At 33.1% G+C, this 18731-nt stretch carries 18 protein-coding genes, 1 other RNA gene and 1 other annotated feature; of the genes, 2 read left to right on the top strand and 17 right to left on the bottom strand.

The window, feature by feature from the left end:
- Window positions 1–105 precede the first annotated feature (105 nt).
- The 13 genes from greA to CD147_RS06385 all read right to left on the bottom strand — a co-directional run bounded on the left by greA (window position 106) and on the right by CD147_RS06385 (window position 14137).
- On the bottom strand, window positions 106–582 hold the full coding sequence (gene greA / locus CD147_RS06445; RefSeq protein WP_103166600.1) for a transcription elongation factor GreA: 477 nt from the start codon (window positions 580–582) through the stop codon (window positions 106–108).
- Between the two features lie 71 nt (window positions 583–653).
- On the bottom strand, window positions 654–1277 hold the full coding sequence (udk, locus tag CD147_RS06440; protein ID WP_103166599.1) for a uridine kinase: 624 nt from the start codon (window positions 1275–1277) through the stop codon (window positions 654–656).
- Window positions 1277–2545, bottom strand: a complete 1269-nt coding sequence (locus CD147_RS06435) for a peptidase U32 family protein (protein WP_103166598.1) — start codon at window positions 2543–2545, stop codon at window positions 1277–1279. Before CD147_RS06435 ends, udk begins: the two co-directional genes overlap by 1 nt.
- 14 nt (window positions 2546–2559) lie before the next feature.
- Window positions 2560–3483: a peptidase U32 family protein gene (locus CD147_RS06430; RefSeq protein WP_103166597.1), complete on the bottom strand. Its 924-nt coding sequence runs from the start codon at window positions 3481–3483 to the stop codon at window positions 2560–2562.
- 2 nt (window positions 3484–3485) lie between these two features.
- A complete protein-coding gene (locus CD147_RS06425; protein WP_103166596.1) occupies window positions 3486–4121 on the bottom strand; it encodes an O-methyltransferase in 636 nt (211 codons plus the stop codon).
- Window positions 4122–4540: 419 nt separating this feature from the next.
- Window positions 4541–4849, bottom strand: a complete 309-nt coding sequence (locus CD147_RS06420) for a DUF1292 domain-containing protein (RefSeq protein WP_103166595.1) — start codon at window positions 4847–4849, stop codon at window positions 4541–4543.
- Window positions 4850–4864: 15 nt separating this feature from the next.
- Entirely contained in the window at window positions 4865–5290 is a 426-nt protein-coding gene (gene ruvX / locus CD147_RS06415; protein ID WP_103166594.1) for a Holliday junction resolvase RuvX, read from the bottom strand.
- Window positions 5291–5293: 3 nt separating this feature from the next.
- Window positions 5294–5554, bottom strand: coding sequence for an IreB family regulatory phosphoprotein (locus tag CD147_RS06410; protein WP_103166593.1), 261 nt, complete (start codon window positions 5552–5554; stop codon window positions 5294–5296).
- A gap of 66 nt (window positions 5555–5620) precedes the next feature.
- Window positions 5621–8251 carry an alanine--tRNA ligase gene (gene alaS, locus CD147_RS06405; protein WP_103166592.1) on the bottom strand — a complete coding sequence of 877 codons (2631 nt, stop codon included), beginning with the start codon at window positions 8249–8251 and terminating at the stop codon, window positions 5621–5623.
- Between the two features lie 61 nt (window positions 8252–8312).
- Window positions 8313–8530, bottom strand: a binding site (T-box leader).
- Between the two features lie 33 nt (window positions 8531–8563).
- A complete protein-coding gene (gene recD2, locus CD147_RS06400; RefSeq protein ID WP_103166591.1) occupies window positions 8564–10996 on the bottom strand; it encodes an SF1B family DNA helicase RecD2 in 2433 nt (810 codons plus the stop codon).
- Window position 10997: 1 nt separating this feature from the next.
- The gene (locus CD147_RS06395) at window positions 10998–11669 is read right to left on the bottom strand and encodes a tetratricopeptide repeat protein (protein WP_103166590.1); all 672 of its coding nucleotides are present in this window, start codon (window positions 11667–11669) and stop codon (window positions 10998–11000) included.
- Window positions 11670–11882: 213 nt separating this feature from the next.
- Window positions 11883–12995 carry a tRNA 2-thiouridine(34) synthase MnmA gene (mnmA, locus tag CD147_RS06390; protein ID WP_103166589.1) on the bottom strand — a complete coding sequence of 371 codons (1113 nt, stop codon included), beginning with the start codon at window positions 12993–12995 and terminating at the stop codon, window positions 11883–11885.
- Window positions 12996–12997: 2 nt separating this feature from the next.
- Window positions 12998–14137, bottom strand: a complete 1140-nt coding sequence (locus CD147_RS06385) for a cysteine desulfurase family protein (RefSeq protein WP_103166588.1) — start codon at window positions 14135–14137, stop codon at window positions 12998–13000.
- Between the two features lie 256 nt (window positions 14138–14393).
- On the opposite strand from CD147_RS06385, the gene CD147_RS06380 reads away from it, so the two are divergent.
- Window positions 14394–15398, top strand: a complete 1005-nt coding sequence (locus CD147_RS06380; RefSeq protein ID WP_103166587.1) for an LLM class flavin-dependent oxidoreductase — start codon at window positions 14394–14396, stop codon at window positions 15396–15398.
- A gap of 82 nt (window positions 15399–15480) precedes the next feature.
- Here CD147_RS06380 and CD147_RS12090 read toward each other — a convergent pair whose 3' ends face one another.
- Both CD147_RS12090 and cymR read right to left on the bottom strand, forming a co-directional pair.
- Window positions 15481–15627: an SAS049 family protein gene (locus tag CD147_RS12090; RefSeq protein ID WP_167409746.1), complete on the bottom strand. Its 147-nt coding sequence runs from the start codon at window positions 15625–15627 to the stop codon at window positions 15481–15483.
- 150 nt (window positions 15628–15777) lie between these two features.
- Window positions 15778–16200 (bottom strand): cysteine metabolism transcriptional regulator CymR, encoded by a 423-nt coding sequence (gene cymR / locus CD147_RS06375; protein WP_103166586.1) that lies wholly within the window; start codon window positions 16198–16200, stop codon window positions 15778–15780.
- Window positions 16201–16285: 85 nt separating this feature from the next.
- On the opposite strand from cymR, the gene CD147_RS06370 reads away from it, so the two are divergent.
- Window positions 16286–17554: a replication-associated recombination protein A gene (locus CD147_RS06370; RefSeq protein WP_167409745.1), complete on the top strand. Its 1269-nt coding sequence runs from the start codon at window positions 16286–16288 to the stop codon at window positions 17552–17554.
- Window positions 17555–17659: 105 nt separating this feature from the next.
- Here the strand turns inward: CD147_RS06370 and CD147_RS06365 are convergent, their stop codons facing one another.
- Entirely contained in the window at window positions 17660–18436 is a 777-nt protein-coding gene (locus CD147_RS06365) for a tRNA threonylcarbamoyladenosine dehydratase (protein WP_103166584.1), read from the bottom strand.
- Between the two features lie 89 nt (window positions 18437–18525).
- Window positions 18526–18715, bottom strand: a non-coding RNA gene (ssrS, locus tag CD147_RS06360) — 6S RNA.
- Window positions 18716–18731 lie beyond the last annotated feature (16 nt).

Here is an 18731-nt window from a genome sequence, read left to right as displayed (position 1 = left end):
GTAAATATAACCTAAATAAATCTTTTTACATTTACAAAAAATATTATTAAAAAACCACTTCAATTGCTAATTTAAAAGTATTTAGCGATTGAAGTGGTATATATTTTATTTAATATCAACTATTTTTACATTAATTTCGCCACCATTTGGAAGTGGTACGCGGACTTCATCTTTTAAGCTTTTACCTATTAATGCTTTAGCCATAGGTGATTCGTTTGAAATTTTACCTTTAAAAGCATCAGATTCAGCAGAACCAACAATTTGGTAGCTTTCTTCTTCATCACCAGGTAATTCAACAAATGTAACTGTTTTACCAATTTGAACAACGTTATTATCACCAGTATCTTCAATAATTAGTGCATATCTTAACATATGCTCGATACGTTGAATATCTTGTTCAATAAAACCTTGTTCATCTTTAGCAGCATCGTACTCAGAGTTCTCTGATAAGTCACCGAATGAACGAGCGACCTTAATTTTTTCAACTACTTCTGGACGTTTAACAGTTTTTAGTTCTTCTAATTCTTGTTCTAACTGCTCATAACCTTCTTGAGTCATTGGATATTGTTTTTGGTTTTCCATTATGTCATCTTCCTTTATCAGTAATATTTTTCAATTTAAATATGAAATAAAACGAATCACTTACATATGGATTAATGCTTGCTAACAAGCGTTTGAATTTTAGTTGTCATTATATCAATTGCAACCTTATTACTTCCACCTTCTGGAATAATAATATCAGCATATTTTTTTGTAGGTTCAATAAATTGATTATGCATCGGTTTAACAACATTCAGATATTGATTAATAACAGATTCCATTGAACGACCCCGTTCTTTAGTATCTCGAACTAGACGTCTTAAGATTCTCAAATCTGCATCAGTATCAACATATATTTTAACATCCATCATATCACGTAATGTTTTATTTTCTAAAGTAAATATACCTTCTACGATAATAACATCTTTAGGTTCAAATGCAATCGTTTCATCGCTTCTTGTATGATTAGTAAAATCATAAGTAGGCACTTCAACTGCCTGACCGTTTACTAAGTCACGTAAATTATCGATTAAAAGATCATTATCAAAGGCAAATGGATGGTCATAATTTGTTTCTAAACGTTCTTCAAATGTAAGGTGTGATTGATCTTTATAATAATAATCTTGTGCTAATAAAGCAACGCTATAGCCTTCTAAATTTTTCATAATTTCATTTGTAACTGTGGTTTTACCAGAACCTGAGCCACCAGCAATACCAATTATTGTTGTCTTCGCCATTATCCGATTTCCTTTCTCATCATATTATTAGGATAAATTGGATGTTCAACTTTGATTTGCACAATCTGAAGTGGGTGTCTTGCAGCATCTAAACGGTTCCCCTCTTCGTCATAGATTACATCAACCACTTGCTTAAAGCTTTCAATTTCAGGTCCGAAGAATTCAATCTCTTGCCCGGGTTTAAAATGATTTCTTTGCTGAATTGTTGCAATCTTTGTAGATGCATCATAATCTAATACTAAACCACAAAAATCATATGGTGATTTTTTACTTTGTTGACTTCCAAACATTTGCTCTTCATAACCAGGTGTTCCTTCGAAAAATGCCGGAGCAGTGTCTCTATTCGCGCACTTATCTAATTCAATTAACCACTCTGGTTTAATTTTGAAGTTTTCAGGGTCCTCTGCATAGGCGTCTATTACTTTTCTGTATACAGAAACTACAGTAGCAATATAATGTATAGACTTCATACGTCCTTCTATTTTTAAAGAATCGATACCAATGTCCATCATCTGAGGTATGGATTCTATTAATTTTAAATCTTTAGGACTCATTGCGAAAGGAACAACCTCATCTTCTTGATAATATAAATCGAGTTCTCCATCTTGGTCGACTGACAACAAATCATAGTCCCAACGGCAACTTTGGCAACAACCGCCTCTATTTGAATCGCGAGCCGTCATATGATTACTTAATGTACAACGTCCTGAATAAGCAATACACATTGCTCCATGAATAAACGCTTCAATTTCGATATCCACATTTTCTTTCATTTCTTTCATTTCCATTGCACCTGTTTCACGCGCTAAAACAACGCGATTTAAACCTTCTTCTTTCCAGTATTCCACAGCTTTATAATTGGATAAAGATTGTTGAGTAGATAGATGAATTTCTAACTTAGGTGCTACTTGTTTACAAGTTTCAATAATTAGAGGATCGGCTACTATTATACCTGAAGCTCCAGTAGCTTCTAAGTTTCGCAAGTAATTTTCTAAACCATCAACGTTCTCATCATGTGCAATAATATTAGTCGTTACATAGATTTTCGCATTATATTTATTTGCAAATTCAACCCCTTCTCTAATTTCTTCCATAGTGAAATTATCAGCGTTTGAACGCAAACCGTATTCTTGTCCTCCTAGAAATACGGCGTCAGCTCCGTAATGTACAGCAATTTTTAACTTTTCTAAATTACCAGCAGGCGCCAATAATTCAGGCTTTTTAACTTTATTTTTAGGTTTTGAATTGATTTCAGTTAAAGTTTTCACTTTAGCGCCTCCTTTTAGTAAACTGTTTGTTTGTATAAGAACCCTTCGTCAAATGGGCGATGCTCGGGTTGAATTTCTTCAATTGGATCTACTAACATAAACTTTTCATCTTCATAAGTTTCTGGATCTTCATTATATAAATCGATAGCTTCTCTATATTGACGAGTAACAACATTAATATATTCTTCACTTTGTAAAACGCCATCTATTTTAAAAGAATCAATATTCGCTTGGAATAACGGCTCTAACTCTTCGATAAGACATATATCGTTAGGCGACATAATATGTGTCCCATTGTAATCCTCAAAGACTGGATATTTATTCTCTCGTTCTTCATCATATAGAAGTAGTTCATGATCACTGTTGGCACGTTGAATCTTCATTTGTCTATCTTGAAATGTATAATAATTTCCTAATAACAGTCTTTTAGATTGGAACATGCATGTCATTCCATGAACTTGCACTTCAATTTCAACATTAGCTTTTTCTTTAATACTAATAATTTCATCCAAGTTTAATTCGCGAGCTAAAACAGCTCTTTTAGCGCCTTTTTTTCCCCAATAATTACACTGAAAATAGTTTGTTACTATAGTCTCAGCATCCCAGTTTAAAGGGATAGGGTTTTCTTGGTTTTTAACATACATGACTACAGCAGGATCACCAAAAATAATACGATCTACTTCTAATTCATGTAAGTAATTAATATAATCTTCTAATGCATTTAAATGATAATTATGAAAAATTCCATTTACCGCTACATAAAGCTTTTTATTATTTTCATGAGCTAATGAAACAGCTTTTTTAATATCATCACGTTTAAATTCTCCAGCTAATCTCAACCCAAATTTTTGTTCTCCAATAACAAACGCATCTGCGCCGATATCTATAAGTGTTTCCATATGAGCTAAAGACTTAGGAGTAACAAGTAGTTCAGTCATTATTATTCTCCTTTTATAGAAATGGCTAGTCCATCATCCATATTTAAAAAATTAGTTTGATAATTTTCTTGATCAATAAGCCAAGTGTTGAACTTTTGTACTTTTTTTACCATTTGTTTTACATTACGAGAACGAACAATGTCAATATCAGAGACGAATCCGTGATAAAGTACATTATCTGTAATTACTAGGCCTCCCTTTCTTAAAAAAGGAGTAAAGTATTCAAAAAACTTTTTAGATTGTGCCTTTGCAGCATCAATGAATATTATATCGTATGTTTTATTATTAACCTTTTCTAACTGCTCAAAAGCATCGCCTTCTAATAAGGTGATTTGATTGTTATAACCATAATTTTTAAAATTAAGCTTTGCTTGATTAATCATGTTATCATCACGTTCGATTGTAGTAACATTGATTGTTGGTGAGATTGAAGCAAAATGCATAGAACTATAGCCTATAGCTGTGCCAATCTCTAAAATATTAGTAGCTTTATGAATTCTGATTAATTGCTTAATCATTTCTAGCGATAGTCTATCTACTATTGGAACTGCATTTTCTTCGGCATATGATCTTAATTCTTCAATATTATTGTTAATTTTTTTATGTATTTCAAGTAAATATTTTTGATTTGCTTCCATTATTTTACTTCCTTTTAAAATGCAAAATGACATTAAAAAATAAACCAGTTCATTGAACCTGATTTATCTTTACATGTTAAGGCGTAGACATTCGTTTATCTTGCGCTATCGATAATCTTTTATGGCATAGAAATTAGATATGCCTATCCTTATTTAATGACTAATCTGTATTCTTAACTATTTATATATACCTATAAAAATTTACTTAAAGTATTTTACCATAGTTTTGACTTAAATTTAAGTAAGATTAAATAAATTAAGCTAGATTGTCAACCCCCTATTCTGTCTTCTTTCAATACTTTAGTACGTAACTAATTTTATAATTTATTTTGAATCATAGTAGATTGCTTAAAAACCAAATAAAATAACAAAGCAGCCTGAAACATTATATGTTCAGACTGCTTGAGATTTCTATTTAACTATTCTTCCATATTTGTATTTACAACTTCTTCAATCATATCCCACTCTTCATCAGTTTCGATTGGGACTAATTTACCACCATCACCTGATTCATCAGGTTCATTAATCATTGGAATAAGTTCAATCATTTCGTCATCGTCTGATTGAGCGCCTTCTTCTGCTAAAATAACATATTCTTTTTTAAATTCCGGGTGGTAAAACTCTAACATTTTACGGTATAACACTTCATTATCGTTCTCATCGAATAAAGTTAATAATTCTTCTTCATTACTAACATTTAAATCTACATTATGGGTATGTTCAGTCATAATTTAAATCTCCTTTTAGATAGAATCTAAATAGCCTTGAAGTATAAAAACTGCAGCCATTTTATCAATTACTTTTTTTCTTTTTTGTCTAGAAACATCTGCTTCTAATAATGATCGTTCAGCAGCCATAGTACTCAAGCGTTCATCCCACATAACAATCTCTATATTTGGTAATGCTTCTTGAAGTAGCTCTTTATAGTGTAACGAAGCTTCTCCACGAAATCCAACAGAATTATTCATATTTTTCGGTAAGCCGATTACTACTGTACCTACATTGTTTTCTTTAATAACCTTTACAAGCTTATCAATACCGAATTCATTATTTTTCTCATCAATTCTTAGAGTGTCTAGTCCTTGGGCAGTCCAACCCATCAAATCACTTATAGCTATGCCAACCGTTTTACTTCCAACATCTAAACCTAAAATTTTATGTGTGAGCATAAGCTATTTCTTGTTCTCTTTTAAGTAGTTTGAAACAAGTTCTTCCATAATAACGTCGCGATCGATATGACGAATTTGATTACGTGCATCGTTCTGACGTGGAATATAGGCAGGGTCGCCCGATAACAGATAACCAACTATTTGGTTGACTGCATTATAACCGCGTTCTTCTAAAGTTCGATGTACATTATTTAATACTGATTCGACATTTTCTTTTGGAATTTCTCCATAATCAAACTTCATAGTTTTATCAATATTATCCATAGCTGCGACACTCCTCTAAAACGAATTATCTTACATATACTGATTTTACACTAGTTGATTATAAAGTTATAGTTTTTTAATATAATCTTTAATAAAGCGTAATGATTCTGAGATATTTTCAGGTTTAGTTCCACCACCCTGAGCCATATCAGGGCGACCACCACCTTTACCACCTACAATTGGTGCCATATTTTTAATTATATCTCCAGCTTTAAGGTGCTCAGTTAGCGTTTTAGGCACTGATGCAATAAGTGATACTTTACCACCGACATCACTAGCTAAGATAATAATAGCATCTTGTTGTTTAGATTTAAAATCATCCATTACTTGTCTAATTTCTTTAGGGTTAGATACTTCTACTTCTGTAGCAAGTACTTTAAAGTTATTGATAACTTCAATTTGTTCTTCAATATTTCCCATTTTAAGTGAAGTAATTTCTTTGTTACGTTGTTCTAATTGTTTGTTGAGTGCTTTCTCGTCTTCTTGAAGTTGAACTACTTTATCAAACACTTGATTATCTGTTTTTACTTTAACTTGTTCTTTAATTGAATTAAATTTAGTTTGAATATCTTCAAGATATAAAAATGCAGATTTACCAGTTAACGCTTCGATACGTCTTACCCCTGCACCGGTGCCTGACTCGCTAACGATTTTAAAGAGACCAATTTCAGCAGTGTTATCGACATGGATACCACCACATAGTTCTATTGAAAATGGTGCCATATTGACTACGCGTACAATATCGCCATATTTTTCACCGAATAATGCCATAGCACCAAGTTGCTTAGCTTCATCGATTGGCATTTCTTGGATGTGCACAGAAATGCCTCTCCAAATTTCTTCATTAACACGTCGTTCTACTTGATTTACCTCTTCTTGAGTCATTGGTCCAAAATGAGAAAAGTCAAATCGTAGACGTTCACTTTCAACTAATGACCCTGCTTGATTAACATGTTCCCCAAGAACTTCTTTTAGTGCAGCATGTAATAAATGGGTAGCACTGTGATTTTTTTGAATATCTTTACGCTCATCTCTGTTGACGCTAGCATCTACTTCACTATTCACTTTCACTTGTCCAAATTGAACAACACCTTGATGTAAGTTTTGTCCATTAGGTGCTTTAGTTACTTCTTGAACTTCAATTTTAAAATTTTCATTGCCAACAATACCTTTATCCGCAACTTGCCCCCCACTCATTGCATAAAAAGGTGTCTCTTTAAGAATAAAGTAAACTGTCTCTCCAGCATCAATTGAATCAACAGCCTCACCGTTATAAATCAAATCGGTTAATGTTGTTTGATAATCAGTTGTTTCGTATCCTACAAACGTGCTTTCTGTATTAATATTTTTAAGCACTTCGCTTTGAATTTGCATAGATTGAGAACTTTGACGTGCCTCTCTTGCTCTATTACGTTGTTGTTGCATTTCTGATTCAAATACAGCCATGTCAACAGTGATGTCTTCTTGACTAGCGAGTTCTTCAGTTAATTCAATTGGGAAACCATATGTGTCGTATAATTTAAATGCATCTGAACCATTAATTTCATAATTACTTTCTTTAGCTTTAGCTATTAAATTATTTAAAATAGTTAAACCTTCTTGAAGAGTTTCATGGAAACGTTCTTCTTCAGATTTAATTACACGTTTAATAAAATCGGCTTTTTCTTTAACATTTGGATAATAAGGTTCCATAATGTCTGCTACAATATCAACTAATTTATACATAAATGGTTCGTTGATATCGAGTGTTTGACTAAATCTCACAGCTCGACGTAATAATCTACGGAGTACATATCCACGTCCTTCATTTGCAGGTAAAGCTCCATCTGCTATAGCGAATGCAATTGTTCTAATATGGTCTGCAATAACTTTGAATGCTACGTCATGCTCGTCAACTTTTAGATAAGTTTTGCCTGAAACATTTTCAACTTCATGAATAATTGGCATAAATAAGTCTGTTTCATAATTAGTGCGGACATTTTGCGCAATTGATGCCATGCGCTCTAAGCCCATACCGGTATCAATATTTTTATTTGGAAGTGGTGTATACGTATTATCTTTATTATGGTTAAATTCGCTAAATACTAAATTCCATACTTCCAAGTACCTTTCGTTTTCTCCGCCTGGATACATTTCTTCTGCTGGATCTTCTTGGCCGTATTCTGTACCACGATCATAGAATATTTCTGTATTTGGTCCAGAAGGTCCTTCGCCAATATCCCAAAAGTTACCTTCGATTCTAATAATACGACTTTCTTCTAAACCAATTTCTTCGTTCCATATACGATAGGCCTCAGTATCTTCAGGATGGATTGTAACGTATAATTTTTCAGGTTCCATTCCCATCCATTTATCGCTTGTTAAGAATTCCCACGCAAAATGAATAGCTTCTTTCTTGAAGTAATCTCCGATTGAGAAATTTCCTAACATTTCAAAAAATGTATGATGTCGTGCAGTAAATCCAACGTTCTCAATATCATTAGTTCTTATTGCTTTTTGTGAGTTTACTATTCTTGGTTTTCTAGGTGTTTCACGACCATCAAAATATTTTTTTAATGTAGCAACTCCTGAATTAATCCATAGTAATGAATCATCATCAATAGGTACGAGTGGCGCTGACGGTTCAATCATATGCCCTTTTTCTACAAAAAAATCAATATATTTTTGACGAATTTCGCTTGCTTTTAGATTTTTCATTTTCATTCACTCCTAAGTCGTTATTATTTAACCTTAAACAAAATAAAGAACGTTCATCCTATAAAGGGACGAACGTTCTCGCGGTACCACCCTAGTTATAAGAGTTTATGTTACATTTAAAAATCTTGTTATCAAGCATCAAATTTAAATGTCATCCTCTTATCACTTAATTACTATATTCAAATAACATAAAGTAGCGTTCAACGATTTACATTGTACTTCACACCAACCAGTACATCTCTAAAATGGTAAGTATCGTCTACTCGTCTTCATGCGAATTTAAATTTATTTTAAGTATTTTCTTCCTAAATGTCAACGTTCAACGAAATCATATGGGGACACGTCTCCCATATTTATCATTGGATCGATTCGATAAATAGTAGTTTCACTCAAAACTATATTATCTCTGTTATGAGCGTCTTCGTCGTTTGCTAATTCATTAGAGATATTAGTCCTTTGGTCAGTAGATGATTGTTCTTGATTTGACTCGTTTTTAAAGTATGCCAGTATGAACTCACGTAATTGTGTATGACGTTCTTGACCTTGTGTATTCAGTCCTATGTCAAATGCTCTTGGATCTCCTAATAAAACTAATGATTGTTTAGCTCGTGTAAGCCCTGTATAAAGGATAGGTCGTTGAAGCATACGGAAATATTGTTTAACAATAGGCATAATGACTATAGGAAATTCTGACCCTTGAGACTTATGGATAGATGTACAATAGGCATGAGTTAATTCCAATAAATCTTGACGTGTAAAAGTAATTTCATTGCCTTCAAAGTCTACGATAACTACATCCTTATTGAGTGCGTTTTCCTTTGCCCAAAAGATACCAACTATAATACCAATATCTCCATTAAATATATTGTCATTAGGTCTATTAACTAATTGTAGTACTTTATCGCCCTTGCGAAATCTTATATCGCCAAACTCAATTTCTCTAGTATCATCTTCTTTGGGATTTAATATATTTTGTAATACTTGATTAAGTCGTTTAATACCTGCACTACCTTTATACATAGGTGCTAAAACTTGGATATCACTCATATCGTAACCTTTATTTACAGCACTGGCGACGACCTTTTCAACAACGGTGGGAATTTGATCTACTGAACAGTTAATAAAGCTTCTATCATGATAACGTTGAGTGATATCTATAGTTTCACCATGCTTCATCCGATGCGCTAAGTCGATAATACTTGAGCCATCTTGTTGACGGTACACTTCAGTTAAATTAACCCTAGGTAATACTTGAGATTCAATCAAATCTTTAAAAATCTGTCCTGGTCCTACAGAAGGCAGTTGATCTTCATCTCCTACAAGGATAATTTGAGCATCCAAAGGTACTGCACTTAAGAATTGATGAAATAACCATGTATCCACCATCGACATCTCATCAATAATAATTAATTTAGCCTTAATTTCATTATCTAAAATATCATCGGGTTGTGTTTCCTGATTCCAACCTATTAGACGATGAATCGTCATAGCCTCTAAACCCGTTGATTCTTGTAATCGTTTAGATGCGCGGCCTGTTGGGGCAGCCAAGACCACAGGATATTCATCATCTTGATAATCAGAATAATCTAAAGATAAGCCATGTATTTCCGCATATAGTTCCACTATTCCTTTAATAACAGTTGTTTTACCTGTACCAGGACCGCCAGTTAATAGCATAATTTTAGAATTGATTGCAGTTTGTAAGGCTTCTTTTTGAGAAGGCGCATAAGATACACCATTAGTCTCTTCAATACTTCCAATATGGATTTGCAAATCAGATTGTTCAATTTGTTTGAATTTATTTTTAAATGTTTTGATACGATATAAGTTCTGAACGCTTTTTAATTCTGAATAATAGAGACTAGGTATAGCGACACGATCATTATCAGATATCAGTTTATTCTCTTCTGATAATAATTGTATTACTCTTTCAAGTTGGGGCGCTTCAATTACTTCTTCACCTTGTTCATTACTTAATATCTCTTTAGTAACTTCAATGATGTGATTATAAGTTAAGTATGTATGCCCTTGCTTGATACATTCCTCTTCTAGTGTATATAATAGACCAGCTTTTAAGCGCTCTGTATCATTAAATTTCACTCCGCTATTACGAGCTAAATTATCAGCTTTTTGAAAACCAATTCCCTTAACATCATATACAAGCTGATAAGGATTTTTTTCTAAAACATGTAAGGTTTCAGATTGATAAAATTGATAAATTGCCATCGAAAGTTTAGGTCCAAATCCTAAATCATGCAATCTAATCATTATCTTTTCTGATTCTTGATTGGCGCTCACTTGTTCAGCTATTTGTTTCTGCTTTTTCTTAGATAAACTAGGCACATTCGCTAATACTGAAGCATCATTTAATATATCGTTTATAGCATTTTCTCCGATTGTATTAACAATATTTTGTGCCGTTTTTTTACCTATTCCTTTGAAAAGGTCACTTGATAAATAGCTCACAATGGCGTCTTTAGTTTGTGGTAATTCTTTTTCAAACGTATCTGCTTTAAGTTGTTTACCGTAACGTGGGTGTTCCACGAGTTGTCCTTTAAACGTATATACGTCGCCCTCTACTATATTAGGAAAAAACCCTACCACCGTTGGCAAGTTATCGAATGATTCATTTGTTTCAATTGTATCTACTTTAAGAACAGTATAAAAGTTATCATTATTCTGAAATAATATCGTATCTACTGTTCCTTTAATCATTGAATAATCAAAAAGTGTAGGGTTTGACATATTAAGACTCCTCGTTTTTTAATGCTTCAAATGTTGCTTTAGCATGCTGACTTAATAGATGACCAGAATCTATTTCTATTGCCTTATCAAAATAAGCAATAGCTGAATCAATATCTTCTGAATGCATGTATGTAGCTAAACCAAGATTATATAGAGCATCTACATGTTTAGAATCTATATCTAATACAACATTTAATTGTTTAATAGCTTGTTCAAACATTTCTAAATGACAGAGAACTAAGCCATATTGAAATTGAACTTCAGCATCTGTTGATTGATCTCGTTCAGCTGCCGTCATTAAAAAAGGCAACGCTTCTTTAGGTGCATCTAGTTGGTTAAATGACATGCCAATCATATAATTAGTATCTACTTGATCCATCTCATATTTAGATGCACTTTGGTAAAGTTTAATTGCTTCTCGATATCTACCTTGATCATAATATAAGTTAGCTAAATTATAATAAACTGCACCATTTTTGTCATCTATAGTAAGTGCGCGTTGAAAAAAACGTTCAGCTTTTTCAATTTCCCCTGCATCCGCTAAAACGATACCAGCATTAATATAGTTTTCAATTGTTTCTGGATCATTTTCAATATTATTAAACAAAGCTTTAAGCGCTTTCTCAAGTTCTCCATCTTTAATCCATTGATAAATCGTCTCTTGTTCAGTCATTCTACTATTCTTCCCTTCTTAATAGACTTAATAATTAGTAAAAAAAGGAGTGGACCTGAAATCTAATATAATATTAAAGATTTCGTTGTTCCACCCTTACAGAGTTGACTGAAAATGATAAAAGTATAGTTTTGTCATTTCATTTCAGCCAACTTTTGACAAAACTAAAGTTAAGTCATCTTTTAGACTTTTTTCACACCCACAATGCACTAATTAAACAACATAACTTAATTGACCAGAAATTTTAAACACATCATCAATTGTGGCGCCACCTAAGCAAACTTCACCGTCATAAAATACGACTGCTTGTCCAGGCGTGATGGCACGTACGGGTTCATCAAAGGTTACACGAATTGAGTTATCATCTTCACGTTGAACAAATACTTTTGTATCTTTTTGACGATATCTAAATTTAGCAGTACAAGAGAAACCTTTTTCTAAGTCAACTGGGTTTACAAAACTAAAGTCTGAAGCAATGAGATAATCACTGTATAAAGCGTCATGATGAAAGCCTTGTTCAACATATAGAATATTATCTTGCAGATTTTTTCCTACTACAAACCATGGGTCTCCATCGCCACCGATACCTAATCCGTGACGTTGACCAATTGTGTAATACATTAAGCCACCATGTGTGCCCATTTTTTTACCTTCAAGCGTTCTCATATCCCCAGACTGAGCCGGTAAATATTGAGATAAAAATGTTTTGAAATTACGTTCACCTATAAAACAAATCCCTGTAGAATCTTTCTTTTTAGCGGTCGCTAAATCTTGTTCTTCAGCAATTTTACGGACTTCTTTCTTCTCAATATCTCCAATTGGGAACATTACTTTAGATAATTGATCTTGTGATAATTGATTTAAGAAATAAGTTTGATCCTTATTATTATCTACGCCACGTAACATTTCTACATGGCCGTCTTCATGACGACGAATTCTAGCGTAATGCCCTGTAGCAACATAATCAGCACCTAATTTAAGTGCGTGCTCCAAGAATGCTTTGAATTTAATTTCTTTATTACACATCACGTCTGGATTTGGCGTACGTCCTTTTTTATATTCATCTAGGAAATAGGTAAATACCTTATCCCAGTATTCTTGTTCAAAGTTGACAGCGTAATATGGTATACCAATTTGGTTACATACAGCGATTACATCGTTATAATCTTCAGTAGCCGTACACACTCCGTTTTCATCAGTATCATCCCAATTCTTCATGAAGATACCTATAACGTCGTATCCTTGTTCTTTTAATATGTGTGCTGTTACCGAACTATCTACGCCACCAGACATACCTACAACAACTCGTATATCTTTATTAGACAAGTTTATTCCTCCTTAAATTTATGATATATTTTATGAATTTCGGCTACGATATATTTAATTTCATGTTCTGTAGTTTGTTCATTGAAACTGAAACGTACTGAATGTTTTGCACGTTCTTCATCTTCATACATAGCAGCTAGAACGTGTGATGGAGTGGTTGAACCAGCAGTACAGGCTGACCCTGATGAAACATATATATTTGATAAATCTAATAATGTTAACATTGTTTCAACATCAATAAATGGAAAATATAAATTAAGTATATGACCAGTGGTTTCAACCATTGAACCGTTGACCTCAAAAGGAATCGCACGCTCTTGTAAACTAACTATAAATAATTCTTTTAATTGCATTAAGTGAATATTATTAGCATCTCTCTGTTCGTCTGCAAGTGTTAAAGCTTTAGTCAAACCAACGATTTGTGCTAAGTTTTCCGTTCCTGCACGACGCTTAGTTTCTTGTTCACCACCCAATTGAGAAAATTCAATAGGCGTTTGATCTTTAACTAAAAGTACTCCTACTCCTTTAGGGCCACCAAACTTATGTGCAGTAAGACTCATTGTATCAATTTTAAAGTCTTCGAATTTTACATCCAAATGACCAATCGCTTGGACAGCATCAACATGTAATAATGCATTTGAATCAGCTACAATATCTTCAATATCGTACATTGGCTCAACTGTACCAATCTCATTATTAACAAACATAATGGAAACTAAAATCGTATCATCTGTTAATACTTCTTTAAGTTGGTCTAAGTCTACTTTACCTGTATCATCTACATCTAGATAAGTAACGTCATATCCCTCTTTTTCTAGTTGTTCGAATACATGTAATACTGAGTGATGCTCAATTTTAGTTGTAATGATGTGGTTACCAAGATGTTCATTTGCATAAACTAAGCCCTTAATTGCTGTATTATTTGATTCCGTAGCACCACTCGTAAAGATTACTTCACTAGGCTTAGCACCTAATAAATTAGCTACTTTTCTTCTTGATTCATCTAAATAGCGACGTGCGTCTCGTCCAATTGAATGAATTGATGATGGATTACCATAATGTGATTGATATATAGTCATCATCGATTCTACAACTTCAGGTTTAACCGGTGTAGTAGCAGCATAATCTGCATATACTTCCATTCTTTAGTACACTCCTCATATTTTTATCAATGTTCCTATAATAGCACCTGACTAACAAATTTTCTACATTAGTGTTTATAAATTAATTACTTCATACTCATCTTATATTCTAACACTTACACCTCATCTTAATTAACATTTTTTACATATTCACTTTTTTGAAAATAATAACAAAATCCCGTTTGAGCAGTTTAATAACTGTTAATTTTATATCTTGTTACACTGGGCATTAGTAATAATAAAGGAGAGGTTGAAAATGTCGAATATAAAATTATCAGCTCTAAATTTAGTTCCTATTAGGGAAGGCCAAAATGATAAAGATGCAATTGATGATATGGTAGAACTTGCACAACAATTAGATGAATTAGAATATGAACGTTATTGGATAGCAGAGCATCATAATGCACCAAATCTAGTGAGTTCAGCAACTGCCCTACTTATCCAACATACGTTAGAACATACTCAGAAAATAAAAGTAGGTTCCGGGGGGATTATGTTACCTAACCATGCACCACTAGTTGTTGCTGAGCAATTTGGCACAATGGAAACTCTTTTCCCAAATAGAGTTAATCTAGGATTAGGTAGAGCACCCGGAACTGATATGATGACAGCTAGTGCGTTGAGACGTGATCAGCATAACGGCGTTTATGAGTTTCCTGAAGAAGTTGAGCAATTGCAAACTTACTTTGGACCAGAAAATAAACAAGCATATGTACGCGCTTATCCTGCAGTAAACAAGAATGTCCCTTTATATATATTAGGATCTTCAACAGATTCTGCTCATTTAGCTGCACGTAAAGGTTTACCTTATGTCTTTGCTGGACACTTTGCGCCTCAACAAATGAAGGAAGCTATTCAAATATATAAAGAATTATTTGAACCTTCAGATGTACTAGATCAACCTTATATGATTGTATGCTTAAATACGATTGTAGCTGAAACAGATAAGGAGGCTGAACGTTTAGCAAGCACCCTTGCTCAAGTATTTACAAGTATTACACGCGGCAAAATGCAGCCCGTGCAGCCACCTACTGATAATCTTGAAAACCTATTAACTCCACGAGAATATGAAATGGCAAAACAAAGAGAGCGTAATTCTTTAATTGGTTCTGAAGAAACAGTAAAACAAAAGATAGAAAACTTCATTGAAGAATATGGAGAAATTGATGAATTAATGGGGATTAGCTATATTTATGATAAAGCTCAACAAGTCGATTCTTTCAAACGATTAAAAAATGTTATTCAACGTATTAATAATTAGGATATAAGAAGTTTCGAAATTAATTTCATTTCTATCATAAAAAAAGAGTGATGAGAATCTCATCACTCTTAAAAAATATTAATTATTTATCGTCTTTTTTATCATCTTTGTTATCACTGTCGTTACCGCCAGTGTATTCATTAATTTTATCTTTAGCTTTGTCTACTTGCTCATTATCGCTATTTTTGAATTTTTCTGCTGCATCTTTAGCTTTATCCATGAATCCCATAATGAAATTCTCCTTTCAAATTTAAGCTTATAATATATTGAATAAGTATTGACAAATATACGATACGAAATAATCTACATATTGTATCGTTGTGATGTATTAATTAAATACCACTAACAAAAATGAATAAACATATTTAATTAAAAAAGTTTAAATATAGAACATGTATCCATCTAATTGGTTATCAGTTTCTACATATTCAGCTAAATATTTTAATGTTGTATTATCTAAAACTTCTCTAACCGCGTCTCTCATACGTAACCAAAGTTGCTTTTGAGCCGGTGGTTCTGATTCAATACTTTCGACAATTGTAATAGGACCCTCTAATAAGCGAATTATATCACCAGCAGTAATTTCATCAGCGGGTACTCTAAGTTGGTAGCCACCTTTAGCACCACGAACACTTCGAATTAAACCTGCATTTCTTAAAGGGCCAACTAATTGTTCGAGGTATAAGTCACTTAACTTATTTTCCTCAGCGATTGACTTTAATGAGACACACCCTTGTCCTTCCCTTTTAGCTAGGGAAATCATTAAAGTTAACCCATATCTCCCTTTCGTTGATATTTTCATAACATAACCTCACTTAATTCGAATAATATATATTCCCATTCTATCATTTTTTCAGTTAAGATAGTAATAGAAAGGTGTGAATAACGTGACAACTGAACCTTTGGCTTCTAGAATGCGACCTACAAATATAGATGAAATTATATCACAACAACATTTGGTAGGTCCTAAAGGTATTATTAGACGAATGGTTGAAACTAAGAAATTATCTTCAATGATTTTTTTTGGTCCTCCTGGAATTGGTAAAACAAGTATAGCAAAAGCTATATCAGGTAGTACTGAATATAAATTTAGACAATTAAACGCAGTAACAAATACTAAAAAAGATATGCAAATGGTAGTCGAAGAAGCTAAAATGTCTGGTCAAATCATTTTATTGTTAGATGAAATTCATAGATTAGATAAAGCTAAACAAGATTTTCTATTACCTCATTTAGAAAACGGTAAAATTGTTTTGATTGGCGCAACTACTTCGAATCCATATCACGCAATCAATCCAGCTATTCGATCTAGAGCCCAAATTTTTGAACTTTATTCTTTAAATGATAACGACGTACTTCTCGCATTAAACAGAGCATTAGAAGATGAGCAGCGTGGCTTAAAAACTTATCATCCAAAAGTAGATGAAGAAGCATTAGCATATTTCTCTACACAAAGTAATGGTGATGTTCGTAGCGCATTAAATGCTTTAGAATTAGCTGTTTTAAGTGCTGAAGTTATTAATAATACAAGACACGTGACAATAGAAGATGCAAAAGATTGTCTTCAAAAAGGCGCTTTTGTTAGTGATAAAGACGGAGATATGCATTATGATGTGATGAGTGCTTTTCAAAAGTCAATTCGAGGTAGTGATGTAAACGCTGCGTTACACTATTTAGCTCGTCTGATTGAAGCCGGAGATTTACCAACAATTGTAAGGCGTTTATTAGTTATAAGTTATGAGGATATAGGATTAGCTTCCCCTAGCGCTGGCCAAAGAACTTTAGCGGCCATTCAATCTGCAGAACGCTTAGGATTTCCTGAAGCACGTATTCCACTAAGCCAAGCTGTAATTGAGCTTTGTTTATCTCCAAAATCTAATTCAGCTATTAAAGCAATTGACGCTGCACTTAGCGATATTCGTAAGGGAAAAGTTGGACAAATTCCGGATCACTTAAGAGACGGTCATTATGCTGGGGCGAAAGAATTAGGAAGAGCAATTGGTTACAAATATCCTCATGATTATGAAAATGGCCATGTAGTGCAACAGTACTTACCTAATAACATAAAAAATAAAAAATATTATGAACCAAAAACGACTTCTAAAAGTGAACAACAATTTAAAATGGTATACGATAATTTGAGAAATAAAAAGTAAAAAAGACTATGATAGAGTTACAAGTTAAATATGGATTACCAACCCTTAATTTATATTAGGTTTGTGCTTCATTATTTATTGTTTAACTCATCATAGTCTTAAATTTTATTTATTACCTTTATCTTTTATACGTTTAACCGGAATATCTTTCAAAATATCATTTACTACATAACTAGCACATATTAATCCTACTGTACTTGGCACAAAGGCATTTGATGACGGAGGTATTTGCCCCTTACGATTAATAGCATTAGCATCCCCTACTGTTGCCTTGACATCCTCGCGTATAACTATCGGGCTTTCGTCAGAGAAAACCACAGGCACACCTTTTTTAATACCTTGTCTTTTCAAACGATTACGAATTATTTTAGCCATCGGATCCATAAATGTTTGCGAAATATCAGCAATCTTAAATCGTGTAGGATCAGTTTTATTAGCAGCGCCCATACTTGAAATCACCTTAATACCCCGCTCTAAACATTCTTTCATTAAATGAACTTTATATATAATTGTATCGCTAGCATCAATAAAATAATCGATATTGTAATTATTAAATAAATCTTCGTAAGTTTCTTCAGTATAAAACATATGTAACGGCGTAACTTTACAGTCAGGGTTAATCAATTTAATTCGCTCTTCCATTAAAGTAACCTTGCTTTGCCCAATCGTCGTTGTTAAAGCATGTATTTGTCGATTTACATTTGTAATATCTACATCATCTTTATCAATTAAGATAATATGTCCAATATTAGTACGAGCTAGGGCTTCAGCCGCAAATGACCCTACACCACCAACACCTAATACTGCGACTGTTTTACCTTTTAATAAGTCTAGACCCTCTTGACCATATGCTAATTCATTTCTTGAAAATTGATGTTTCATTGTAAACTCCTTTTTATAAACAACTCAGTGACTTTTATATTCTAAAAAAGTGTATAAAAATACGCAAGACAGTAAAGCCTTGCGTACCGATAGAGTCCGTAATTGCCGTAGTTATAAATAGCTTGATCATTCGGCCTGCTATATACAGGTGGGTGCCCTGTTTCTTGTTTTGCAAGTCCTCCATTGAGGCGTTTGCGCTGCAAGAAAACCTATTGGGCTCCCTGATCAAAAAGTGTTAGGCCCAAATAAAAAGCAAACATACGAACAATACAGATGACTATCTTATATAATCATA

The sequence above is a fragment of the Staphylococcus devriesei genome, from assembly GCF_002902625.1.
Taxonomy (GTDB): domain Bacteria; phylum Bacillota; class Bacilli; order Staphylococcales; family Staphylococcaceae; genus Staphylococcus; species Staphylococcus devriesei.
The sequence above is the reverse complement of the archived record's forward strand: the minus strand, read 5'-3'. Positions and strand labels throughout refer to the sequence as shown.

What these genes read in the sequence shown, in the direction of transcription:
- alaS (WP_103166592.1), bottom strand. Translation starts at nt 8,251, where the DNA reads ATGAAAAATCTAAAAGCAAGCGAAATTCGTCAAAAATATATTGATTTT.
- CD147_RS06380 (WP_103166587.1), top strand. Translation starts at nt 14,394, where the DNA reads ATGTCGAATATAAAATTATCAGCTCTAAATTTAGTTCCTATTAGGGAA.
- CD147_RS06385 (WP_103166588.1), bottom strand. Translation starts at nt 14,137, where the DNA reads ATGGAAGTATATGCAGATTATGCTGCTACTACACCGGTTAAACCTGAA.
- CD147_RS06430 (WP_103166597.1), bottom strand. Translation starts at nt 3,483, where the DNA reads ATGACTGAACTACTTGTTACTCCTAAGTCTTTAGCTCATATGGAAACA.
- CD147_RS06365 (WP_103166584.1), bottom strand. Translation starts at nt 18,436, where the DNA reads ATGAAACATCAATTTTCAAGAAATGAATTAGCATATGGTCAAGAGGGT.
- CD147_RS12090 (WP_167409746.1), bottom strand. Translation starts at nt 15,627, where the DNA reads ATGGGATTCATGGATAAAGCTAAAGATGCAGCAGAAAAATTCAAAAAT.
- CD147_RS06395 (WP_103166590.1), bottom strand. Translation starts at nt 11,669, where the DNA reads ATGACTGAACAAGAGACGATTTATCAATGGATTAAAGATGGAGAACTT.
- CD147_RS06420 (WP_103166595.1), bottom strand. Translation starts at nt 4,849, where the DNA reads ATGACTGAACATACCCATAATGTAGATTTAAATGTTAGTAATGAAGAA.
- udk (WP_103166599.1), bottom strand. Translation starts at nt 1,277, where the DNA reads ATGGCGAAGACAACAATAATTGGTATTGCTGGTGGCTCAGGTTCTGGT.
- greA (WP_103166600.1), bottom strand. Translation starts at nt 582, where the DNA reads ATGGAAAACCAAAAACAATATCCAATGACTCAAGAAGGTTATGAGCAG.
- recD2 (WP_103166591.1), bottom strand. Translation starts at nt 10,996, where the DNA reads ATGTCAAACCCTACACTTTTTGATTATTCAATGATTAAAGGAACAGTA.
- ruvX (WP_103166594.1), bottom strand. Translation starts at nt 5,290, where the DNA reads ATGCTCACACATAAAATTTTAGGTTTAGATGTTGGAAGTAAAACGGTT.
- cymR (WP_103166586.1), bottom strand. Translation starts at nt 16,200, where the DNA reads ATGAAAATATCAACGAAAGGGAGATATGGGTTAACTTTAATGATTTCC.
- CD147_RS06410 (WP_103166593.1), bottom strand. Translation starts at nt 5,554, where the DNA reads ATGGATAATATTGATAAAACTATGAAGTTTGATTATGGAGAAATTCCA.
- CD147_RS06425 (WP_103166596.1), bottom strand. Translation starts at nt 4,121, where the DNA reads ATGGAAGCAAATCAAAAATATTTACTTGAAATACATAAAAAAATTAAC.